The following is a 19,729-nucleotide window of genomic DNA, read 5'->3' as shown; positions in this document are numbered from 1 at the left end:
GCCTCAGGCGGGCAGCCGGGTGTCGGCGACGAAGGCGATCTCCACGAGCTGGCCCGGCAGCGTCAGTTCGGTGACACCGAGCACCGTGCCGGCCGGGCGGTGGTCGCCGAAGTACGCCAGGTTCGCCTCGGCCGTCGCCGCGGCGTGGCGTCCGAGGTCCACCACGTAGAGGGTCTGCGAGACGATCTGGCTGCGGGTGACCCCGTAGTGGGCGAGGACCCGGTCCATGTTCGCGTGGGTCCGCCGCAGCTGGGCGGCGAAGTCGCCGGGGTGGGGGAACGCGCCCGTCTCGTCGAACGCGAGCTGTCCGGAGACGTGGATCAGGTCGCCCGACCGGATCGCCTGCGCGTACCCGAAGTCGCTCTCGGCCGGGATTCCGTAGGAGAAGACATCACTGGTGGCCATGGCTGGGCCGCCTTTCCTGGTCGGTCTCTTGTGGTTACTCGGTAACCGTAGGAGAGTGGGCCTCGATCCGGAAGAAGGCACTTTTCAGTGACGGAGGAACCCGATGGTGACCAAGCGCGTGCTCGCGGGACTGCCGGAGGACGCCGACCTGCGGCGCGCGGACTCCCTGGCGCGGGAGATCTTCTCGGACGTCGCCAACAAGTGGGCGCTGCTGATCATCGAGGCGCTCGGCGAGGGCACCCTGCGGTTCAGCGAGCTGCGGGACGAGGTCGAGGGTGTGAGCCACAAGATGCTCACCCAGAACCTGCGCATGCTGGAGCGCAACGGCCTGGTCGAGCGGACGGTGCATCCCACCGTGCCGCCGCGGGTCGAGTACACCCTCACCGGTCCGGGCCGGGCCCTGCGCACCGCGGTCGACGCGATCTGCGGCTGGACGCACGAGCACCTGGGACACATCGAGCGTGCGCGGGAGCGCTTCGGCGGCTGAGGGACGGCCGGCGGGCGGGTCAGGGCGCCAGGATGTCCAGTTCCTGGAGGGCGCCCTCGGTGATCTCGCGGGTGAGCCTCTCCGCGCGGGCCGCGTCGCGGGCGCGGACGGCTTCGGCGAGCTGGACGTGGAGGGTGACGGCGGCCGGGTCGGGGTCCTCGAACATCACGTCGTGGTGGGTGCGCCCGGCCAGCACCTCGGCGACCACGTCGCCGAGGCGGGCGAACATCTCGTTGCCGGAGGCGGTCAGGATCACGCGGTGGAACGCCACGTCGTGGAAGAGGTAGCCCTCCAGCTTGTGGCCGCGCGAGTGGGCGACCATCCCGAGGGCGCACTCGGTGAGTTCGGCGCACTGCTCGGCCGTGGCGTTGCGCGCGGCCAGGCCCGCCGCGACCGGTTCGATCGCGGAGCGCAGCACGGTGAGGGAGCGCAGTTGGCGGGGGCGGTCGGCGCCGGCCAGGCGCCAGCGGATGACCTGCGGGTCGTAGACGTTCCACTCGCGGGACGGCAGGACGGTGACGCCGACGCGGCGCCGGGACTCCACCAGGTGCATGGACTCCAGGACGCGGACCACCTCGCGCATCACGGAGCGCGACACGTCGAAACGCTGGGCGAGCTCGTCGGTGCGCAGGACGCTGCCGGGCGGGTACTCGCCCGCCGTGATCTCGGGGCCGAGGGTGTCCAGTACGCGGCCGTGCAGCCCCCGGCCCGTGGTGCTCATGCACTCAGAGTACGGGGCGCATCACTCCGATAAAAAGTCAGACTTATTCGTCACAGACTCTTGAAGTCGTCTTACTTATGAGTTTCAGTTGCCGTCGACATCATCGGCAAGGTGTCGACGAGGACATCAGACAGTGAGGCAGCGATGAACACCCCCCGCGTGCTCGTGGTCATGGGCGTCGCCGGAACGGGCAAGACCACCATCGGTCCCCTGCTCGCGGCCCGCCTCGGCGTTCCGTACGCCGAGGGCGACGACTTCCACCCGCAGAGCAACATCGCCAAGATGTCGGCCGGCACCCCGCTCACCGACGACGACCGGTGGCCCTGGCTGGACGCCATCGGCGACTGGGCGCAGGGGCGCGCGGGGCTGGGCGGCGTGGTGAGCTGCTCGGCGCTGAAGCGGTCGTACCGCGACCGGCTGCGGGCCGCCGCGCCCGGCGTGGTCTTCGTGCACCTCACCGGCGACCGCGCGCTCGTCGAGGACCGGATGTCGCAGCGGCAGGGGCACTTCATGCCCACGGCACTGCTCGACTCCCAGTTCGCCACGCTCCAGCCGCTGGAGCCGGACGAGACCGGGATCGCCGTGGACGTGGCGGGCAGCCCCGAGGAGATCACCGAACGGGCGGCCGCCGCCCTGACGTCGCTCCCTGAGCCCACCCCGTAGGCCCCACCGGCCCCTGTCCCCCGGGGCCGCCCCCCTCCCCACCCCCCCCGTACTCCCTAGGATCCACCGTGACCAGACTCAGCGTAGAGATGCTGGCAGCGGACGCACCCGAGCCGATCACCTCGGCCGGCCACGCTCAGCTGGGCATCGCCGTCCTGGCGGGCATAGCCGTCATCGTCCTGCTCATCACCAAGTTCAAGCTGCACGCCTTCCTGTCGCTGACCATCGGGTCACTGGCGCTCGGCGCCTTCGCCGGGGCGCCGCTGGACGAGGTCATCACCAGCTTCAGCTCCGGGCTCGGTTCCACCGTCGCCGGTGTGGGCGTCCTGATCGCCCTCGGCGCGATCCTCGGCAAGATGCTCGCCGACTCCGGCGGCGCCGACCAGATCGTCGACACCATCCTCGCGAAGGCCAAGGGCCGCACCATGCCGTGGGCGATGGTGCTGATCGCCTCGGTCATCGGGCTGCCGCTGTTCTTCGAGGTCGGCGTGGTGCTGCTGATCCCGGTGGTGCTGATGGTCGCCAAGCGCGGCAACTACTCGCTCATGCGCATCGGCATCCCGGCGCTCGCCGGTCTGTCCGTGATGCACGGCCTGGTCCCGCCGCACCCCGGCCCGCTGGTCGCCATCGACGCCGTCGGCGCCGACCTGGGCGTGACGCTGGCCCTCGGCGTGCTCATCGCCATTCCGACCGTGGTGATCGCCGGTCCGGTGTTCTCCAAGTACGCCGCCCGCTGGGTGGACGTCCCGGCCCCCGAGCGGATGATCCCGCAGCGTCCCTCCGAGGACCTGGAGCGGCGCCCCGGTTTCGGCGCGACGCTGGCCACGATCCTGCTGCCGGTCGTGCTGATGCTGGCCAAGGCACTGGTCGACATCGTGATCGACGACCCCGAGCACCACGTGCAGCGCGTCTTCGACGTGGCCGGCTCCCCGCTGATCGCGCTGCTCGCGGCCGTGCTGGTCGGCATCTTCACGCTCGGCGTGCCCGCCGGCTTCAGCCGGGAGCGGATCTCCTCCCTGGTGGAGAAGAGCCTGGCGCCGATCGCGGGCATCCTGCTGATCGTCGGCGCGGGCGGCGGCTTCAAGCAGACCCTGATCGACACCGGTGTGGGCCGGATGATCCTGGACATCTCCGAGGACTGGTCGATCCCGGCGCTGCTGCTGGCCTGGCTGATCGCGGTGGCGATCCGGCTGGCGACGGGCTCGGCGACCGTGGCGACCGTCTCGGCGGCCGGTCTGGTCGCGCCGCTCGCGGCCGACATGTCGACGACGCACGCCGCACTGCTGGTGCTGGCCATCGGCGCCGGTTCGCTGTTCTTCAGCCACGTCAACGACGCCGGCTTCTGGCTGGTGAAGGAGTACTTCGGGCTGGACGTCGGCCAGACGATCAAGACCTGGTCGATCATGGAGACGATCATCTCGGTGGTCGCGGGGGCGCTGGTGCTCCTGCTGTCCCTGATCGTCTAGCCGGGTCCGGACCCGCGGAGGCCCGTCCGCCCCCTCGCAGGAGGGGGCGGACGGGCCTGCGTCGTGCCGTGCGCGGCCTACGGGGCGCGCCCGGCCTCCTTCTCCAGCTGGAACGCCTCGTTGCCCAGGCCGATGCGAGCGTGGGTCTCGGGAGCGCGGGCGCGCAGGATCGCGCCCTGGACCAGCCCGACGACGAGGGCGAGTCCGATGACGCCGGGCAGGATCCAGCGCAGGGCGGAGTCGGGGCCGGCGCCGACCAGCACGTCGAAGTCCTTGACCGTGTAGCCCGCGATCACCACGAGGGCGAGTCCGGCCACCGCCGAGGTGACCAGGCGCCAGGCCTGCGCGCCCGCGGCGCCGCGCCGTACGAAGAAGACCACGACGGACAGCGAGGCGATGGCCATCAGGACGATGACGCCGAGCGCGCCGATGTTGCCGCCCCAGGTGAACAGGCGCAGCACGGGCGCGGTGGGGTCGCCGGCCGGCTTGTCGTCGGTGAGGGCGAAGGCCAGCACCAGGGCGACGGCGACGCCGGTCTGCAGCAGGGAGCCGGTGCCGGGGGCGCCGCTGGCGCCCGTGGTGCGGCCGAAGGCGGCGGGCAGCAGGCCCTCGCGGCCCATGGCGAAGGCGTACCGGGCGACGACGTTGTGGAAGCTGAGCATGGCCGCGAACATGCCGGTCACGAACAGCACGTGCAGGACGTCCGTGAAGGCGGAGCCGAGGCGGTCCTCGGTGAGGAAGAACAGCAGGCCCGCGCTCTGCTCCCGCGAGGTGGGAACGATCGAGGCGGGGCCGGTGGCCACGGTGAGCGCCCAGCTGCTGAGGGCGAAGAAGACGGCGACGCCGGTGACGGCGAGGAACATCACGCGCGGCACCAGCACGTGCGGCCTGCTGGTCTCCTCCGCGTACACCGGCGCCTGCTCGAAGCCGAGGAAGGCCGCGATGCAGAAGCACAGGGCGGTGCCGACGCCGGCGCCGGTCAGGGTGTCCGGGTCGAAGGCGTGCAGCGACAGACCTTCCCTGCCGGGGTCGGCGACGGCGGCGATGTCGAAGACGACGACCAGCAGCACCTCGATGAGCAGCAGGACGCCGAGCACCTTCGCGTTGACGTCGATCTTCAGCAGGCCCAGCACGCCCACGGCGACGGCGGCGGCGAGCGCCGGTATCCACCAGGCGACCTCGAGGTCGGCGTAGGTGGCGAGGAGGCCGGAGACCTCGAAGCCGAAGATGCCGTAGATGCCGACCTGGAGGGAGTTGTAGGCGACGAGCGCGACCAGGGCGGCGCCCGCGCCGGCGGTGCCGCCGAGTCCGCGGGAGATGTACGCGTAGAAGGCGCCCGCGTTGTGCACGTGCCGGCTCATCTCGGCGTAGCCGAGGCTGAACAGCACCAGCACGGTGCCGAGGACCACGAAGAGCAGCGGCTGGCCGACGATGCCCATCACCGCGAATGTGGTGGGCATGACACCCGCGACGACCATGAGCGGGGCGGTCGCGGCCAGCACGGAGAGCAGCAGGCCTCCCGTGCCGAGGCGGTCGGCCCGCAGGGCGCGCTCCTGCCCCTTGAAGGTGCTGATCCCGTCGGCCGGGGCTCTGCTGGCGCTCGAACTGTCCGTCGTCATCTCGAGACCGTCCTTGGTCGGTGGTGGGTGCGGGGGCGGAGGAGTGGGGGTCAGGCCGTGCCCAGGGCGGCGGCGCGGGCGGTGCGGAAAGCGGTGAGCCCGTCCCGGTCGGGATAGGACCAGGGGGCGGGCGTGGCGTGGTCGCCGATGCGGTGGAACAGCGCGGCGGCCTCGGCTCCCCGGCCCTCGCAGATCTTGGCGTGGGCGAGGAAGTTCAGGTCGACCAGCCGGCGGGGGTGGCCCTCGTGCTCCCACTCCAGCCACCAGTCGAAGGCAGCCTTCATCACCTGCCGGGCGCGGCGTCCGACCCAGTGGCCGGAGGCGACCGGGTCGGCGGGTTCGTGCCCGGCGGCGGCGAGGGAGCGGTAGCGCTCGGCGTGCGCGATGACCGGCAGGATGGCCAGCGGCGAGTCGGCGGGGGCCTGTTCGGCGGCCCAGTTGGCGAAGTCGTACACCTCGTGCAGCGGGTCGGGGCCCGCCTCGACGCGGCGTTCCGCGAGCCAGCCGACGACCAGGTGGTGGGCGTGGTGGTGGTCGGTGTAGCGGGTGCGGACCTGCTCGAAGACGCGGACCACGTCGCCCTCCGCGCCCAGGGAGCACTCCAGCATCAACGTCCCGAGCCAGGGCGTCGGGTCGTGGGGCATCAGCTCGGCGGCCGTGCGGCAGGCCTCGCGGACCCGGTCCGGCTTCTCCTTGCCGCGCAGGGCACGCCGCACCTCGGCCAGTGCCAGGAGCACGGCCGCGTCACCGGAGTCGGGCTCGGCGAGCAGCCACTCGCGGGCCCACGCGGCGCAGTACGGCTCCCTCGCGAGCACCGTGATCCGGTGCCCGCGGCGGTCCCAGTCGTCCCCCGTCCTGACCAGCAGCGAGCGGGTGCTCTGCCACCGTCCCTGTGCCAGTGCGGCCCGCGCGGCGACGAGTTCGGCGTCGTCGAGGGCCTCGTCGAAGGCCGGTGCCGCTCGTCTGCGGGCACGGCCGAGGGGAGGCGGGGGTGGGGACACCGCGGAACTTCCTCACGCGCATCTCTTGTCAACGGCTCACGGCGGGTGGTCGGTGGCAGTGGTCGGCTGCCGAGTGCCATGAGCTGATCACGGACAGCAAACCGTCAGCCAACGGATCACGTCAAGGGCGTTTGAGGTGTTACACGCGTCAACCGCGTTCACAACCGGGCGACTTGTGACCTCGGAGAGCGGTGTGCGTGCCGTGGCCCCCTGGGCGCCGGAGGGGCGCGCTTGGCCGGCGGGACGAACCGGAGTTCCATGGCGGTATGAACGAGAGCGGTAGGAGCGCCGACGAGATCCTCGACGTCGTCGACGAGCACGACCGGGTGGTCGGGCGGGCCCCGCGCGGCGAGGTGTACGCACGGGGACTGCGCCATCGCTGCGTCTTCGTCCTGGCGCGGGACGCGGAGGGCCGGATCTTCGTCCACCGGCGCACGCCGGTGAAGCTCGTCTTCCCGTCGCTGTACGACATGTTCGTCGGCGGGGTGGTCGGCGCGGGCGAGGCGTACGACGAGGCGGCCCTGCGGGAGGCCGAGGAGGAGCTGGGGGTGAGCGGCCTGCCGCGCCCCTCGCACCTGTTCACCTTCCTGTACGACGACGGCGCGGACCGGACCTGGTGGTCGGCGGTGTACGAGGTGCGCTGCGGGCTGCCGGTGCGGCCGCAGGCCGAGGAGGTGGCCTGGCACGCCTTCCTGACGGAGGAGGAGGTGGAGCGGCGGCTCGGGGAGTGGCAGTGGGTGCCGGACGGGCTCGCGGCGTACGAGCGGCTGCGGGCGTACCGGGCGGGGATCACCGGCCGGGCGTGACCGGTAGGGTCACCCAGGTGATCGACTTCGTGCGGAACGTCCGGTTGTGGTTCGCCCCCGCCGAGGTGCGGGAGGACGGGGAGACGCCCGACTACCGCTTCTCGCTGGCGAACGAGCGGACGTTCCTCGCCTGGCTGCGGACCGCGCTCGCGCTGATCGGCGGCGGGTTCGCGGTGGACCAGTTCCTGCCCGGTCTGCGGTGGGGGTGGCGGGTCGGGCTGGCCCTGGCGCTGCTGGCGGCCGGTGCGCTGTGCGCGCTGCGGGCGGTCAACCACTGGGTGCGGTGCGAGCGGGCGATGCGGCGGGGGGAGGACCTGCCGGTGTCGCGGTTCCCGGCGCTGCTGAGCGTGGTGGTGGCGGGGGTGGCCGCCGTGATGGTCGTGGTGGTGCTGGTGGGGTGGGAGGCGTGAGGCCCGGGGCGCCGTCGCGGGCGCGGGGCGAGCGGGATCCGGGGTTGCAGCCCGAGCGGACCCGGCTCGCGTGGCGGCGGACGACCTTGGCCGGCACGGTGGTGGCCGTGCTGGCGGGGAAAGCCGGGCTGATGGGCGGGGCGTCGGCGGGGATGCCGGCGGCGGGGGTCGTGTGCTGCGCGGGGTGGGCGGGGGTGCTGCTGGTCGCCCACCGGCGGATCCGGGGGCTGGCGGCGGGCGGGGAGCCCGAGCGGCTGGCGCCTCGGTACGCCGCGGGGGTCGTGCTGTGCGTGCTGGTGACGGCGGGGGGCGGGGTGGGGGTGGTGCTGGGGTGAGGTTCTCCTCCCTCAGCGCCACCCCGTTCCGGCCCGCCGGGCCTCGTCCTCAGGCGCCGGACGGACCGACGGTGATCACGACCTTGCCGCGGATGTGGCCCTCCTCGCTGCGGCGGTGGGCGTCCGCCGTCCTGTCGAGGGGGAAGGTCTCCTCGACGTGGACGGTGAGGACGCCCTGGTCGGCCAGGTCGGAGAGGGCGCGCAGATCCGCGGGGTCGGGGCGGACGAACCAGTAGGCGCCGCCGTAGCCGGTCACGCCGGGGTCGACGACCGACGCCAGGCGGCCCTCCGGGCCCAGGAGGTTCGCGGAGGCCCTGAGGGTGTCTCCGCCGACCGTGTCGACGACGGCGTCCACGCCTTCGGGGGCGAGGCCGCGGACGCGTTCGGCCAGGCCCTCGCCGTAGCTCACCGGCTCGGCGCCCAGCTCGCGGACGAAGTCGTGGTTGCGTTCGCTCGCGGTGCCGATGACCCGGGCGCCGAGGTGGGCGGCGAGCTGGACGGCGACGGAGCCGACCCCGCCGGCCGCCGCGTGCACCAGCACGGTCTCGCCCCGCCGCACGCGGAGGACGCGGTGCAGCACCTGGTACGCGGTGAGCCCGGCGAGGGGGATGCCGGCCGCCTGCTCGAAGGTGAGGCTGCGCGGCTTGGGGGCGAGGGCGCGTACGGGGGCGGCCACGTACTCGGCGCAGGTGCCGAAGGAGAGGACGTCCTCGCGGACGTAGCCGATCACCTCGTCGCCCTCGGCGAACTCGGGGACCGCCGGTCCCGGCCGGACGACCACGCCCGCGAGGTCCCAGCCGGGGATCACCGGGAAGACGGCCGGGAGGACCGCGTCGAGATGGCCCTGGCGGGCCTTCCAGTCGACCGGGTTGACGGACACCGCCCGGACCTGGACGAGCACCGAGTCGGGGCCGAGCTTGGGTTCGTCGGCCTCGCCGTACTCGAGGACCTCGGGGCCGCCGTACCGCGCGTAGCTGATCGCCTTCATGCGTCGACCTTCCGGGGCCGGCCCGCGTCCCGCAAGCCGAACGGTCCGATGTACGCCGTTCGCGCCACCGGCGGGCCGACGGCCCGGGGTGCTCCCCTATCGTGGACCCGGTCACGTTTCGCTCCCGGTCTGGACGGCATACCGACCGGTCGGCATCATGGGCGGGTACTGTCCGCCTGCCCACAGGAGCGACGATGAGCCCCGACCACCCGCCAGGACTGGATCTCGACCGGCTGCGTGAGCTGCTCGAACGTGAGCGGCCCGGTCTGCTCGGCGGCCCGCTCTCCGGCCGGCTGATCGAGGGCGGCAGGTCGAACCTCACCTACACGGTCACCGACGGCGCGGCGACCTGGGTGGTGCGGCGCCCGCCGCTCGGCCATGTCCTGGCCACCGCGCACGACATGAAGCGCGAGCACCGGGTGATCAGCGCGCTGCACCCGACCGAGGTGCCGGTGCCGCGTCCGGTGCTGCTGTGCGAGGACGAGGAGGTGCTCGGCGCGCCGTTCTACGTCATGGAGTACGTCGAGGGCACCCCGTACCGCACGGCCGGACAGCTCGCGCCCCTGGGCCCCGAGCGCACCCGCAAGGCCGTGCTGAACCTGGTGGACACGCTGGTCGACCTGCACGCCGTCGACCCCGCCGAGGCCGGGCTCGCGGACTTCGGCCGTCCCGAGGGCTTCCTGGACCGGCAGCTGCGGCGCTGGGGCAAGCAGCTGGACGCCTCCCGCAGCCGGGAGCTGGCCGGCATCGACGAGCTGCACGCCGCGCTCGGCCGCGAGCTGCCCGTCTCCCCCGCGCCGACGGTGGTGCACGGCGACTACCGCCTCGACAACGCGCTGATCAGCGACGACGAGTCGGTCCGCGCCGTCCTGGACTGGGAGATGTCCACGCTGGGCGACCCGCTGACGGACCTGGGCCTGCTGGTGATGTACAGCAGCCCGCTGGGCATGCCGGACTCCCCCGTCTCCACCACCGCGGAGGCCCCCGGCCATCCGACGCCGGCCGAGCTGATCGAGCGGTACGCCGCGCGGTCGGGGCGGGACGTGTCGGCGGTGTCCTGGTACACGGCGTTCGCCTGGTTCAAGCTCGCCGTGATCCTGGAGGGCATCCACTACCGGTACACGCTGGGGCAGACGGTCGGAGCCGGCTTCGACCGCATCGGCGATCTGGTCCCGGTCTTCATCGAGCACGGTCTGACCACCCTTCAGGAAGGCTGACGAGACATGGACTTCGCGTTCGACGCGCGCACCGAGGAGCTGCGCGCCCGGCTCCTCGCCTTCATGGACGAGCACGTGTACCCCGCCGAGCGGGTCGTGGACGAGCAGCGTGAGCGGCTGTCCTCGCCGTGGGAGAACCCGCCGGTGGTGGAGGAGCTGAAGGCGGAGGCGCGCAGGCAGGGCCTGTGGAACCTGTTCCTGCCCGACGCCGAGTACGGCGCGGGACTCACCAACCTGCAGTACGCCCCGCTCGCCGAGATCACCGGCCGGTCCCCGCAGCTCGCCCCGACCGCCACCAACTGCGCCGCGCCCGACACCGGGAACATGGAGGTGCTGGCGCAGTTCGGCGACGAGCGGCAGAAGAAGCAGTGGCTGGAGCCGCTGCTCGCGGGCGAGATCCGCTCGGCGTTCGCGATGACCGAGCCGGACGTGGCCTCCTCGGACGCCACCAACATCACCACCCGCATCCGGCGCGAGGGCGACGAGTACGTCATCACGGGCCGCAAGTGGTACATCTCCGGGGCCATGCACCCGGACTGCAGGATCTTCATCGTGATGGGCAAGACCGACCCGGACGGGCCGGACATCCGCCGCCAGCAGTCCATGGTCCTGGTCCCGCGCGACACCCCCGGCGTCACCGTGAAGCGGGCGATGCGGGTCTTCGGCTACGAGGACCACTACCACGGCGGCCACGCCGAGGTGGTCCTCGACGAGGCGCGGGTGCCGGTGTCGAACCTGATCGGCGAGGAGGGCGGCGGGTTCGCCATCGCCCAGGCGCGGCTCGGCCCGGGCCGGATCCACCACTGCATGCGGCTGATCGGCATGGCCGAGCGGGCCATCGAGCTGATGTGCCGGCGGGCGGTGTCCCGGGACGCCTTCGGCAAGGCGCTCGCCCAGCAGGGCGTGGTGCAGAACTGGATCGCGGACGCGCGGGTCGCGGTCGAGCAGCTGCGGCTGCTGGTGCTGAAGACGGCCTGGATGATGGACACCGTCGGCAACCGGGGCGCCCACACCGAGATCCAGGCCATCAAGATCGCCACTCCGCGCACGGTCGTCGACATCCTCGACCGGGCGATCCAGCTGTACGGCGCGGGCGGGGTGAGCCAGGACTTCCCGCTGGCCGAGCTGTACGCGGGTGCGCGCACGCTGATGATCGCGGACGGCCCGGACGAGGTGCACCAGCGGTCGCTGGCCCGCCGGGAGATCAAGAAGTACCTGTAGGCGGGGACCGGCTCGCCGGGTGCGCCCGGCGAGCCGGCGGCCGCTACGGGCGCAGGGCGCGCAGCAGGAGGTCGGCGAGGTGGTCGGCGACCTGCTGGGGGCTGAGCGGTCCGTCGGGGCGGTACCAGGTGGACAGGTGGTGCACCGAGCCGAAGTGGTAGTCGACGACCAGGTCGGCCGGGGTCGCCGTGGAGAAGACCCCCTCGCGCTGGCCCTCCTCGATCAGCGCGCGGAACCGCTCGTGGTAGCGGCGGCGCTCGGCGCGGACCTGCTTGTTCTTCTCCGCGCTGAGGTGGTGCATGGAGCGGAAGAAGATCGACGCGTCGTCGAGGTTCTCGATGGTGGTGACGACGACGTCCGCCGCCGCGCCGCGCAGTCGCTCCTCGACGGGCTCGTCGGCGTCGGCGAACCGGTCCAGGCGCTCCTGCTGGAGGCGCAGCACGCGCGCGTACACCTCGTGCAGCAGGTCGTCCTTGGACCCGAAGTAGTGGTACAGCGCCCCTTTGGTGACGCCGGCCGCCTCGACGATCTCCTGCACCGAGGTGCGGTCGTACCCCTGCTCGGCGAAGAGCCGGGTGGCGGCGGCCAGCAGCCGCTGCGGCACGGGGGTCCCGTCACCGTCCGTCGTTCTGGGCACTGTCGCCACCCGCCTTTCCGTGTCGCTGTCGGTCGTCGTGCGTCGGGGAACGCCGTCCCCGCCGGAGGATCTTCCCACTTCGCGGCCCCTCCTCCGTGAGGCACCACCCCCCGCCCGGTTTCTCCTCCGGTGCGGCGGAGGGTCCGGGCGGGTCCGCGCCGGCACCCGCCCGGTGGACGGGCGGGTGCCGGGGGCGGCGGTCAGCGGGTGGCTTCCCACTGCTGCTGGACCCGGTTCATGCCGGAGAGCCAGCGTTCGGGGTCGCCGGCGCGGGCGCGGTAGTACTCGGCGACCTCGGGGTGCGGCAGGATCAGGAAGCGGTCCTGCTCGATGCCGTCGAACAGGGCGTCGGCCACGTCCTCCGGCTCGATCGCGGTCGGCTTCAGCACCAGGTCGCCGGCGCTGCCGCTCGCGTCGAGCATGTCGGTGCGCACGCCCTGCGGGCAGATCGCGTGCACCTTCACCCCGCGGTGCCGGTACGTCAACGACAGCCACTCGGCGAAGGCGTAGGCGCCGTGCTTGGTGACGCTGTACGGGGCGGTGCCGATCATGGTGAGCAGTCCGGCGGCGGAGACGGTGGAGACGAAACGCCCGCTGCCGCGCTCCAGCCACTCGGGGAGCAGCGCGTGCGCCGCGCGGACGTGTGCCATCACGTTGACGTCCCAGGACAGGGCCCAGTCCGCCTCGCGCAGCGGCTCGCCCGGCTCCCCGCCGTCACGGCCGACGCCGGCGTTGGCGCAGTAGACGTCGACCGTCCCGCCGAGCGCGTCGCGGGCCTCCGCGACGACCGAGGAGGCATCGCCCGCCACCGCGAGGCCGCCGATCTCCTCGGCGACGGCCTCGGCGCGGCCGGCGTCCAGGTCGTTGACCACGACGTGCGCCCCCTGCGCGGCGAAACGGCGGGCCAGCGCCGCTCCGATGCCGCCCCCGGCTCCCGTGACGACCACCTTCGCACCCTGCACGGCTTGCACCATCGGTCTCCTCCGACGCGGCTGGCAAACGGCTGACCGCGTCAGACTAACCGGTCGGTATGCCGGGAGGAAGGGGCGTTGCGCGTGGCGTCGGTCCGGCTCGTTCCCCGGGGCGGTCCGGCGCGCTAGCGTGCGTGGGCATGACATGTACCGCGATCACGGAGGTCACCGCATGAGGCTGTCCCGGCGAGGCCTGCTCGCCACCACCACGGCCGCGGTCGCGGCCTCCGCCGCGCCGGCCGCCGCCTCCGGCCCGGGGTCCGCGCACGGCGGCGGCCGGACCCTGCGCACCGGGTTCGAACGGCTCGCGGCGGACGGCTACGCGCTGCTCGACGGCCGCCGGGTGGGCGTGGTCACCAATCCCACCGGCATCACCCGCGACGTGCGGCACATCGTCGACGTCATGCACGCCGACGACCGGGTGGACCTGACCGCGGTCTTCGGCCCCGAGCACGGCTTCCGGGGGACCGCGCAGGCGGGCGGTTCCGAGGGCCGCTACGACGACCCGGCGACCGGCCTGCCCGTGTACGACACGTACCTGAAGAGCGGTCAGGAGCTCGCCGGCGTCTTCACGGCGTCCGGCGTGGACACGGTGGTCTTCGACATCCAGGACGTCGGCGCCCGCTTCTACACCTACATCTGGACGCTCTTCGACTGCATGGAGGCGGCGCGGCTCGCGGGTCTGTCGTTCGTGGTCCTGGACCGGCCCAACCCGGTGACCGGGCGGGCGGCGCTGGGTCCGGTGCTGCACAAGGAGTTCGCGACCTTCGTGGGCCGGCAGCCGATCGCGCAGGCGCACGGGATGACGGTGGCGGAGCTGGCGCTGCTGTTCAACGAGGAGTTCCTGACGGCGCCCGTCGCCCTGGAGACCGTGAAGATGTCGGGCTGGAAGCGGTCGGACTTCCACGACGCCTCCGGGATGCCGTGGGTGCCGCCGAGCCCGAACATGCCGACGCCGGAGACGGCGCTGGTGTACTCGGGGACCTGCCTGTTCGAGGGCACGAACCTGTCGGAGGGGCGCGGCACCACCCGGCCGTTCGAGCTGCTGGGCGCGGAGGGCGTCGACGGGCGCTGGGCGGCCGCGGCGAACGAGCTGGACCTGCCGGGCGTGCGCTTCCGCGAGGCGTACTTCGCGCCGACCTTCTCCAAGTTCCAGGGCAGGACCATCGGGGGCGTGCAGCTGCATGTGCACGACCGCGAGCGGTTCGACCCGGTGCGGACGGGCATCGGCCTGCTGATCACGGCGAAGCGGTCGTGGGACGGCTTCGCCTGGCGCGCGGACGACTGGATCGACAAGCTCACCGGTTCGGCCCAGGTGCGCACGATGATCGACGCGGGCGCGGACACGGACGAGGTGGTGGGCGGCTGGCAGCGGGAGCTGGCGGCGTTCCGCCGGAAGCGGCGGGACCACCTGCTCTACCGCTAGGCGGCTGTCGGGCGGGCACGGAACGGCGGCGGGTCGCGGACGGCGGTCCGCCGCCGTCGCGTTCGCGCCCGCGGTCTCCGCGCGTCCACCCCTGTGACCTGCGCTTCCGCTCCCCCGCATGCCGGTGCGCCGCGTTGCCCGGCCGACGGACCCGCGATCGGTGTGCATATCGGCGTGGGGTTCAGGAACCCGTGGAAGCCGCGGGGAGTTCTCAGAGCGTCGGGGAAGGGCTGTTCCCCTGCCGGGAGGGGCGACGGGGCCCGTCACCGCCGGCACCCCGCGGACGACGACAACTGAAGTACCGGCCAAGGGAGTTGGTTCGGCGTTCCCGCGGCCGGCCGAGGGGGCCGTCGGAAAGGGATGGAGCCGAATCGCGTGCCGGCACGTCTACTCGGCGACGTCCGTTCGCGACGCCGAAGTGACCGGATTACAGGTGCAGGTGTGACGGAGGTGCAGGACGATGGCCGGTTTCCGAAGTCTGGCGAGACAGGTCCGAGATCCCCGGTGCGATCTGGCGCTGCGGCGCTACTCGCTGCGCAAGTGCCTGGAGCGGTTCGCCCCGTACGGGCACCGGGCGACCTGGGACCATCTGTGCTCGCGGGCCGGGTTCGATCCCGAGGACCGCTCCGTCGACCCGGTGCGGCTCGTGGCCGCACTGGACGAACTGGAGGAGGCCCGGGCGGTCTGGCTGGCCTACGAGGTGGAGTTCGCCGAGCGCCGCAGGAAGGAGAAGCACGACGGTCTGCGCAGGCCGGGCAGTGTGGACGACTGGCACCGGATGACCTGGGGAGGGTTCGGGGTCGCCTGGTGCGACGACCCGCGGGTGCACCCGACGGAGCCCCTGGCCGAGGTGCTGCGGCGGCTGATCGCCGCACTGGAGCGTGAGCCGGGCTCGTCCTGCCCCGTGTGCCGGGGGGAACGGCTCGTGTGGCGCCACGGCCTGGATCACGAACCCTCGGCGGGCCCGGTGTGCACGGACTGCGGCATCCTGGTCCCGCGCCCCGTGCTCACCCCTGCGGCCCTCGCGGAGTCCCGCCGCGCGAGGCTGCTGGTCTCCGCCTGACCCGGCGGAGACGGCGGACGACGGCGGGAGCGACGAGAGCGACGGGTGACCGGCGACGGCAGTGACGAGCGACCGGGGCGACGGGGGCACGGGGGTGCGCGCCGGGGAGGCCGCGCCCCCCGCGCTCCGGGACGGCAGCAGGCGGTGAACCGGTCGTTCCAGGGCTTTGTCCTCAGGACAGCCCGTGGTGCTCGCCGAGAAGCGGCACGGCCTGCCTGCTGACGTACTGCGCCGAGCAGGGCCGGGCGCACGTCTCCTCCGAGGGTTTCGGAGCGAAGTCCCTCGCGCCGAAGGAGGACCCGCGCACCCTCCACTGGCGCGGTGCGCGGTCACGGCCTCGCCGCCCGGCTGGACGTCCGGCGGGTCGGCGTCTTCGGCGAGGTGTACGGCGAGGGCGTGCCGGACCTGTCGTACGGCGCGGACGGGCGGCGCGACACGCTCGGGTGCGCCGTGTCCCACGTGTCCGCGGAGACCGGCGGCCGGGTGCGGTGGCCGAACGGGCGGAACTCCTCGGGGGCCGCCTGCCGCCGGCGCCCCGCCCGTCCGCCGGCCCGTACGGCGGCGGGCGGGTGCCGGAGCCGGCCGGGAGACGGTGTCGGGCAGGGAGTTGCACATCCGGAAGGGCGTGGTGATCCGCCCGGTGACCGAGCGGAACAGCCCGGTGACCGGGGGCGTGCCGTCGCCGAGGCCGTGAGCCCCGCGCGCCTGGCCCGCAGGGGCGGCACGGAGGACGAGTGCGCGCGACGGGGACCGGGGCGGGGGCGGGAGGTCTCGCGCCCTCAGTCTCCGGACGGCTTCCTGCGGTTCTCCGCCATCAGACGGGAGCCGGTGAGACGCTCGCCGAAGACGTCGTCGGGGTTGGACAGCACGCAGCCGTCCAGCGACAGACAGCCGCAGCCGATGCAGTCGGTGAGGTGGTCGCGCAGCCGGTTCAGCTGCCGGATGCGTTCGTCCAGTTCGGAGCGCCACGCCTCGGAGAGCCGCGCCCAGTCGTCGCGGGTGGGCGTGCGCTCCTCGGGCAGCTCGGCGAGCGCCTCGCGGATCGTGGCGAGCGGGATGCCGACGCGCTGGGCGGCGCGGATGAAGGCGACCCGGCGCAGGGTGTCACGGGTGTAGCGGCGCTGGTTGCCGGGGGTGCGCCGACTGCTGATCAGCCCTTTGGACTCGTAGAAGTGCAGGGCCGACACGGCGGCCCCGCTGCGGGCGGAGAGCTGGCCGACCGTGAGCTCGTGGATCTTCTCTGGAATCCGGTGCACTCCTCGGAGCCTACCCACCCCGCACGGCGGCCGGTCCGTTGACAGGGGCCGTACGGCCGACCATGCTAAGCAGTTGCTTAGGCATGCGCACGCGGATGCGCCTGCGACTACGTGACGCGAGAGGCCGGGACATGGCAGAGCCGAGGATCTTCACGTCCGTCGACGACCTGAAGGCGGCGGTGGGCGAGCAGCTGGGGTACACCGACTGGCTGGAGATCGACCAGAAGCGGATCGACCTGTTCGCCGAGGCCACCGGTGACCACCAGTGGATCCACGTGGACCCGGAGAAGGCCGCGGCGGGGCCGTTCGGCACGACCATCGCGCACGGCTATCTGACGCTGTCGCTGCTGCCGCTGTTCGGCCCGCAGCTGCTGTCGGTCGAGGGCGTGAAGATGGGCGTCAACTACGGCACCAACAAGGTGCGCTTCCCCGCCCCCGTCCCGGTCGGCTCGCGGCTGCGCGCCACCGCGACGATCAGCGCCGTGGACGAGGTGCCGGGCGGGGTGCAGGTGGCCACCGCGTTCACCGTGGAGCGCGAGGGCGGCGACAAGCCGGTGTGCGTGGCCGAGTCGGTGACGCGCTACTACCTCTGAGCGGACCCGGTGTCCTTCGCCCCCACCATCCGGAGCACGAGGTCGGCGTAGAGCGCGCCGACCTGCTCCGGGGTGCGGGGCCCGTCGACGTTGAACCAGCGGGCCACGTCGATGCACAGGGAGAGCACGGCGAGGGTGGTGCCCGGCACGTCGGGGACGTCGAACTCGCCGGAGCGGACACCGTCCTCGATGATGCCGCGCACCTCGGCGTCGACCTGACGGCGCAGGCCGACGATCTCCGCGCGGGCGTCGGGGCCCAGCGAGTCCAGTTCGTACTGCACGACCCTGGCGGTGGTGCGGCCGCGTGCGTGCCAGCGGACGAAGGAGCTGACCGCGTCGGCGAGCCGCTCGGTCGCGGTGCCCTCCGCGTGGGCCGCGGTGCGCAGGATGTCCAGCGCCTTCTCGTGCCCGATGCGGCTGATGCGGTGAAGCAGCTCTTCCTTGGTCTTGTAGTGGATGTAGAGCGCGGCCGGGCTCATGCCGGCGCGGCCCGCGATGTCGCGGGTCGTCGTGGCGTGGTAGCCGCGCTCCGCGAAGGCCTCCACGGCGGCGAGCAGCAGTCGCCGGGCCGCGTCGGGCGTGACCTCACCCCACGGCTGCGCCTCACCGCCGGCCGTCTCCTCCGCCGTACTCATCGCTCACCCCATTCGCTGACAGGGTCGCCATCCTACCGGCAAGGGTGAGCGGTCGCTTAGACGCGTCCGCCGAGCGGGGGGTGCTGCTCCTGGGCGCCTCTTGGCGACGCGCCCGGTGCGGCGGGGCGGGGGTGCTCGCGCAGCCCGGCGCCTACGGGGTGCCTCCCCCAGAGGGGGTACCCCAGCGCCCGTCCCCCGTAGGCGCGACCGGCCGACCGCGGCCTCAGAGCTTCTGCAGCGGGTCGTGCTCGGCCAGCAGCTTCTCCAGGCGGGCCTGGTCGACCCGGTTGACGATCTGCCCGGCCTCCTGGCGGTCGCGGATCACCTTGGCGAGGGTGAAGGCGGAGGTGACCAGGTAGAGGACCGCGATGCCGAGGAAGGCGCGGACCCACGCGTCCGTCTGCAGGTTGTAGATGCCGACGGCGGTGGCGCCGAGGGCGACGGCGAAGGATGCGACGGCCTGACCGTAGAAGGCGGCCGTGCTCTGCTGCTTGACCGGTGTCTCGCTCATGCGGAACAGGATCGGCGGATGTGGCCGCGGCCACATCCGCCCCGGTACTCAGGCGGTACTCAGTTCGGCGGCTCCGCCCTCAGAACGCCGAGACCCCCGTCAGCGCTCGCCCGACGACCAGCTTCTGTATCTGGCTGGTGCCCTCGTACAGCGTCATCACCCGCGCGTCGCGCAGGAGTTTGCCCGCCGGGTACTCGTCGATGTAGCCGTACCCGCCGAACACCTGGAGCGCGTTGTTCGCGGCGCGGACGGCCGCCTCCGAGGCGAACAGCTTCGCCTTGGAGGACTCCACGGCGAACGGCTTCCCCCGGTCGATCAGATCGGCGACCCGCCAGGTCAGCAGCCGGGCCGCGTCCACGTCGACGGCGATGTCGCTGATCAGCTCCTGGACCAGCTGATGGCCCGCGATCGGCTTGCCGAACTGCTCCCGCTCCCCCGCGTAGCCCACGGCCGCGTCCAGCGCGGCCTGGGCGATGCCGACGCAGCCGGCCGCGACCGACATCCGCCCCTTGGCCAGGGCGGACATGGCGACCGAGAAGCCCTTGCCCTCCTCGCCGAGCATCGCGGACGCGGGCACCCGCACCCCGTCGAGGACCAGCTCGGCCGTGGCCTGCCCGCGCAGCCCCAGCTTGCCGTGCACGGCGCGGCGGGTCAGGCCGGGGGCGCCGGCGGGGACGAGGAAGGCGGAGACGCCCTTGTGGCCGGGGGCGTCGGTGGAGCGCGCGAAGAGCAGCACCACGTCCGCCCAGGTGCCGTTGGTGATGAACATCTTGGCGCCGTCGATGACGTACTCGTCGCCGTCCCGCACCGCCCGCGTGGCGAGACTGCCGGCGTCGGAGCCGGTGCCCGGCTCGGTCAGGCCGAAGCAGCCGACGTACGCACCGGAGGTCAGGCCCGGCAGCCAGGTCCGCTTCTGCTCCTCGGTGCCGTACGCGGCGATCGTCTTGGCGACCAGGCCGAGGGAGACGGAGACGATGCCGCGCACGGAGGAGTCGCCGCGCCCCAGTTCCTCGGTGACCAGGCAGTACGCGAGGTGGTCACCGCCCGAGCCGCCGTACTCCTCGTCGATCGTCAGCCCGAGGAAGCCGATCTCGCCGAGCTTCTTCACGATGCCCCGGTCGACCTCCTCCGCGCGGTCCCAGGCGGCGGCGTGCGGCGTGACCTCGCGCCGCACGAAGTCCCGGGCGAGCCGGCGCACGGCCTCCTGCTCGTCACTCAGCTCCAGGTTCATCCCGAGTCACCCCATGTGAGACGCGCGTGATCGTGTACGAGTAAATTAGCACTGCTAGTTTAGTGCC

Annotated in this window: 22 protein-coding genes and 1 pseudogene; 12 read left to right on the top strand and 11 right to left on the bottom strand. The window is 72.9% G+C overall.

What is annotated here, in order from left to right; all coding sequences use genetic code 11:
• Positions 1-3: 3 nt before the first annotated feature.
• Entirely contained in the window at positions 4-405 is a 402-nt protein-coding gene (locus C1708_RS26060; protein WP_106414971.1) for a RidA family protein, read from the bottom strand.
• A 103-nt stretch (positions 406-508) separates the two neighbouring features.
• Between C1708_RS26060 and C1708_RS26055 the strand changes: the two genes are divergently transcribed.
• The gene (locus C1708_RS26055; RefSeq protein ID WP_106414970.1) at positions 509-892 is read left to right on the top strand and encodes a winged helix-turn-helix transcriptional regulator; all 384 of its coding nucleotides are present in this window, start codon (positions 509-511) and stop codon (positions 890-892) included.
• Between the two features lie 19 nt (positions 893-911).
• Here the strand turns inward: C1708_RS26055 and C1708_RS26050 are convergent, their stop codons facing one another.
• Positions 912-1,613, bottom strand: coding sequence for a FadR/GntR family transcriptional regulator (locus tag C1708_RS26050; RefSeq protein ID WP_006135977.1), 702 nt, complete (start codon positions 1,611-1,613; stop codon positions 912-914).
• Between the two features lie 144 nt (positions 1,614-1,757).
• Here C1708_RS26050 and C1708_RS26045 point away from each other — a divergent pair, with 144 nt between their 5' ends.
• Positions 1,758-2,276 carry a gluconokinase gene (locus C1708_RS26045; RefSeq protein WP_106414969.1) on the top strand — a complete coding sequence of 173 codons (519 nt, stop codon included), beginning with the start codon at positions 1,758-1,760 and terminating at the stop codon, positions 2,274-2,276.
• 68 nt (positions 2,277-2,344) lie between these two features.
• The gene (locus tag C1708_RS26040) at positions 2,345-3,742 is read left to right on the top strand and encodes a GntP family permease (protein WP_106414968.1); all 1,398 of its coding nucleotides are present in this window, start codon (positions 2,345-2,347) and stop codon (positions 3,740-3,742) included.
• A gap of 77 nt (positions 3,743-3,819) precedes the next feature.
• Here the strand turns inward: C1708_RS26040 and C1708_RS26035 are convergent, their stop codons facing one another.
• Positions 3,820-5,361, bottom strand: a complete 1,542-nt coding sequence (locus tag C1708_RS26035; protein WP_106414967.1) for an APC family permease — start codon at positions 5,359-5,361, stop codon at positions 3,820-3,822.
• 50 nt (positions 5,362-5,411) lie between these two features.
• Complete coding sequence (locus tag C1708_RS26030) at positions 5,412-6,362, bottom strand: hypothetical protein (protein ID WP_106414966.1); 951 nt, start codon at positions 6,360-6,362, stop codon at positions 5,412-5,414.
• A 266-nt stretch (positions 6,363-6,628) separates the two neighbouring features.
• Here C1708_RS26030 and C1708_RS26025 point away from each other — a divergent pair, with 266 nt between their 5' ends.
• From C1708_RS26025 to C1708_RS26015, 3 genes are read left to right on the top strand one after another with little or no spacing between them, the layout of a single operon-like run.
• A complete protein-coding gene (locus tag C1708_RS26025) occupies positions 6,629-7,168 on the top strand; it encodes an NUDIX domain-containing protein (RefSeq protein ID WP_106414965.1) in 540 nt (179 codons plus the stop codon).
• A 17-nt stretch (positions 7,169-7,185) separates the two neighbouring features.
• Positions 7,186-7,578 carry a YidH family protein gene (locus C1708_RS26020; protein ID WP_106416490.1) on the top strand — a complete coding sequence of 131 codons (393 nt, stop codon included), beginning with the start codon at positions 7,186-7,188 and terminating at the stop codon, positions 7,576-7,578.
• Between the two features lie 44 nt (positions 7,579-7,622).
• A complete protein-coding gene (locus C1708_RS26015; RefSeq protein ID WP_342210912.1) occupies positions 7,623-7,913 on the top strand; it encodes a DUF202 domain-containing protein in 291 nt (96 codons plus the stop codon).
• A gap of 49 nt (positions 7,914-7,962) precedes the next feature.
• Here the strand turns inward: C1708_RS26015 and C1708_RS26010 are convergent, their stop codons facing one another.
• Positions 7,963-8,901 carry an NADP-dependent oxidoreductase gene (locus C1708_RS26010; protein ID WP_106414963.1) on the bottom strand — a complete coding sequence of 313 codons (939 nt, stop codon included), beginning with the start codon at positions 8,899-8,901 and terminating at the stop codon, positions 7,963-7,965.
• Positions 8,902-9,095: 194 nt separating this feature from the next.
• Here C1708_RS26010 and C1708_RS26005 point away from each other — a divergent pair, with 194 nt between their 5' ends.
• Both C1708_RS26005 and C1708_RS26000 read left to right on the top strand, forming a co-directional pair.
• Positions 9,096-10,118 (top strand): phosphotransferase family protein, encoded by a 1,023-nt coding sequence (locus tag C1708_RS26005; protein WP_106414962.1) that lies wholly within the window; start codon positions 9,096-9,098, stop codon positions 10,116-10,118.
• A gap of 6 nt (positions 10,119-10,124) precedes the next feature.
• Entirely contained in the window at positions 10,125-11,339 is a 1,215-nt protein-coding gene (locus C1708_RS26000) for an acyl-CoA dehydrogenase family protein (RefSeq protein ID WP_106414961.1), read from the top strand.
• A 43-nt stretch (positions 11,340-11,382) separates the two neighbouring features.
• On the opposite strand, the gene C1708_RS25995 is transcribed toward C1708_RS26000, so the two are convergent.
• Entirely contained in the window at positions 11,383-11,976 is a 594-nt protein-coding gene (locus C1708_RS25995; protein WP_106414960.1) for a TetR/AcrR family transcriptional regulator, read from the bottom strand.
• Between the two features lie 200 nt (positions 11,977-12,176).
• Positions 12,177-12,950, bottom strand: a complete 774-nt coding sequence (locus tag C1708_RS25990; protein ID WP_106414959.1) for an SDR family oxidoreductase — start codon at positions 12,948-12,950, stop codon at positions 12,177-12,179.
• Between the two features lie 169 nt (positions 12,951-13,119).
• Here C1708_RS25990 and C1708_RS25985 point away from each other — a divergent pair, with 169 nt between their 5' ends.
• The 3 genes and pseudogenes from C1708_RS25985 to C1708_RS35240 all read left to right on the top strand — a co-directional run.
• Positions 13,120-14,373: an exo-beta-N-acetylmuramidase NamZ family protein gene (locus C1708_RS25985; protein ID WP_198602595.1), complete on the top strand. Its 1,254-nt coding sequence runs from the start codon at positions 13,120-13,122 to the stop codon at positions 14,371-14,373.
• A gap of 460 nt (positions 14,374-14,833) precedes the next feature.
• A complete protein-coding gene (locus tag C1708_RS25980; protein WP_106414957.1) occupies positions 14,834-15,436 on the top strand; it encodes a hypothetical protein in 603 nt (200 codons plus the stop codon).
• Between the two features lie 203 nt (positions 15,437-15,639).
• A pseudogene (locus tag C1708_RS35240) lies at positions 15,640-16,171 on the top strand (RNA ligase (ATP)); the annotation flags it as partial.
• A gap of 44 nt (positions 16,172-16,215) precedes the next feature.
• On the opposite strand, the gene soxR reads toward C1708_RS35240, so the two are convergent.
• Complete coding sequence (soxR, locus tag C1708_RS25970) at positions 16,216-16,692, bottom strand: redox-sensitive transcriptional activator SoxR (RefSeq protein WP_106414956.1); 477 nt, start codon at positions 16,690-16,692, stop codon at positions 16,216-16,218.
• A gap of 131 nt (positions 16,693-16,823) precedes the next feature.
• Here soxR and C1708_RS25965 point away from each other — a divergent pair, with 131 nt between their 5' ends.
• Complete coding sequence (locus tag C1708_RS25965; protein WP_106414955.1) at positions 16,824-17,285, top strand: MaoC family dehydratase; 462 nt, start codon at positions 16,824-16,826, stop codon at positions 17,283-17,285.
• Here the strand turns inward: C1708_RS25965 and C1708_RS25960 are convergent.
• From C1708_RS25960 to C1708_RS25950, 3 genes are all read right to left on the bottom strand, one after another.
• Complete coding sequence (locus C1708_RS25960) at positions 17,276-17,920, bottom strand: TetR/AcrR family transcriptional regulator (protein WP_106414954.1); 645 nt, start codon at positions 17,918-17,920, stop codon at positions 17,276-17,278. The genes C1708_RS25965 and C1708_RS25960 overlap by 10 nt on opposite strands.
• A gap of 223 nt (positions 17,921-18,143) precedes the next feature.
• The gene (locus C1708_RS25955; RefSeq protein WP_106416489.1) at positions 18,144-18,431 is read right to left on the bottom strand and encodes a YiaA/YiaB family inner membrane protein; all 288 of its coding nucleotides are present in this window, start codon (positions 18,429-18,431) and stop codon (positions 18,144-18,146) included.
• Between the two features lie 79 nt (positions 18,432-18,510).
• Positions 18,511-19,662: an acyl-CoA dehydrogenase family protein gene (locus C1708_RS25950; protein ID WP_106414953.1), complete on the bottom strand. Its 1,152-nt coding sequence runs from the start codon at positions 19,660-19,662 to the stop codon at positions 18,511-18,513.
• Between the last annotated feature and the right edge of the window lie 67 nt (positions 19,663-19,729).

The sequence above is a fragment of the Streptomyces sp. DH-12 genome (genome assembly GCF_002899455.1).
Classification (GTDB): Bacteria; Actinomycetota; Actinomycetes; order Streptomycetales; family Streptomycetaceae; genus Streptomyces.
Note: the sequence above shows the minus strand (reverse complement) of the source record. Positions and strands in the feature narration are given on the sequence as shown.

Excerpts from the sequence above, each read along its gene's own strand:
- C1708_RS26060 (WP_106414971.1), bottom strand. The coding sequence starts at position 405 with ATGGCCACCAGTGATGTCTTCTCCTACGGAATCCCGGCCGAGAGCGAC.
- C1708_RS26055 (WP_106414970.1), top strand. The coding sequence starts at position 509 with ATGGTGACCAAGCGCGTGCTCGCGGGACTGCCGGAGGACGCCGACCTG.
- C1708_RS26050 (WP_006135977.1), bottom strand. The coding sequence starts at position 1,613 with ATGAGCACCACGGGCCGGGGGCTGCACGGCCGCGTACTGGACACCCTC.
- C1708_RS26045 (WP_106414969.1), top strand. The coding sequence starts at position 1,758 with ATGAACACCCCCCGCGTGCTCGTGGTCATGGGCGTCGCCGGAACGGGC.
- C1708_RS26035 (WP_106414967.1), bottom strand. The coding sequence starts at position 5,361 with ATGACGACGGACAGTTCGAGCGCCAGCAGAGCCCCGGCCGACGGGATC.
- C1708_RS26025 (WP_106414965.1), top strand. The coding sequence starts at position 6,629 with ATGAACGAGAGCGGTAGGAGCGCCGACGAGATCCTCGACGTCGTCGAC.
- C1708_RS26010 (WP_106414963.1), bottom strand. The coding sequence starts at position 8,901 with ATGAAGGCGATCAGCTACGCGCGGTACGGCGGCCCCGAGGTCCTCGAG.
- C1708_RS26005 (WP_106414962.1), top strand. The coding sequence starts at position 9,096 with ATGAGCCCCGACCACCCGCCAGGACTGGATCTCGACCGGCTGCGTGAG.
- C1708_RS26000 (WP_106414961.1), top strand. The coding sequence starts at position 10,125 with ATGGACTTCGCGTTCGACGCGCGCACCGAGGAGCTGCGCGCCCGGCTC.
- C1708_RS25990 (WP_106414959.1), bottom strand. The coding sequence starts at position 12,950 with ATGGTGCAAGCCGTGCAGGGTGCGAAGGTGGTCGTCACGGGAGCCGGG.
- C1708_RS25985 (WP_198602595.1), top strand. The coding sequence starts at position 13,120 with ATGAGGCTGTCCCGGCGAGGCCTGCTCGCCACCACCACGGCCGCGGTC.
- C1708_RS25980 (WP_106414957.1), top strand. The coding sequence starts at position 14,834 with ATGGCCGGTTTCCGAAGTCTGGCGAGACAGGTCCGAGATCCCCGGTGC.
- C1708_RS25965 (WP_106414955.1), top strand. The coding sequence starts at position 16,824 with ATGGCAGAGCCGAGGATCTTCACGTCCGTCGACGACCTGAAGGCGGCG.
- C1708_RS25960 (WP_106414954.1), bottom strand. The coding sequence starts at position 17,920 with ATGAGTACGGCGGAGGAGACGGCCGGCGGTGAGGCGCAGCCGTGGGGT.
- C1708_RS25955 (WP_106416489.1), bottom strand. The coding sequence starts at position 18,431 with ATGAGCGAGACACCGGTCAAGCAGCAGAGCACGGCCGCCTTCTACGGT.
- C1708_RS25950 (WP_106414953.1), bottom strand. The coding sequence starts at position 19,662 with ATGAACCTGGAGCTGAGTGACGAGCAGGAGGCCGTGCGCCGGCTCGCC.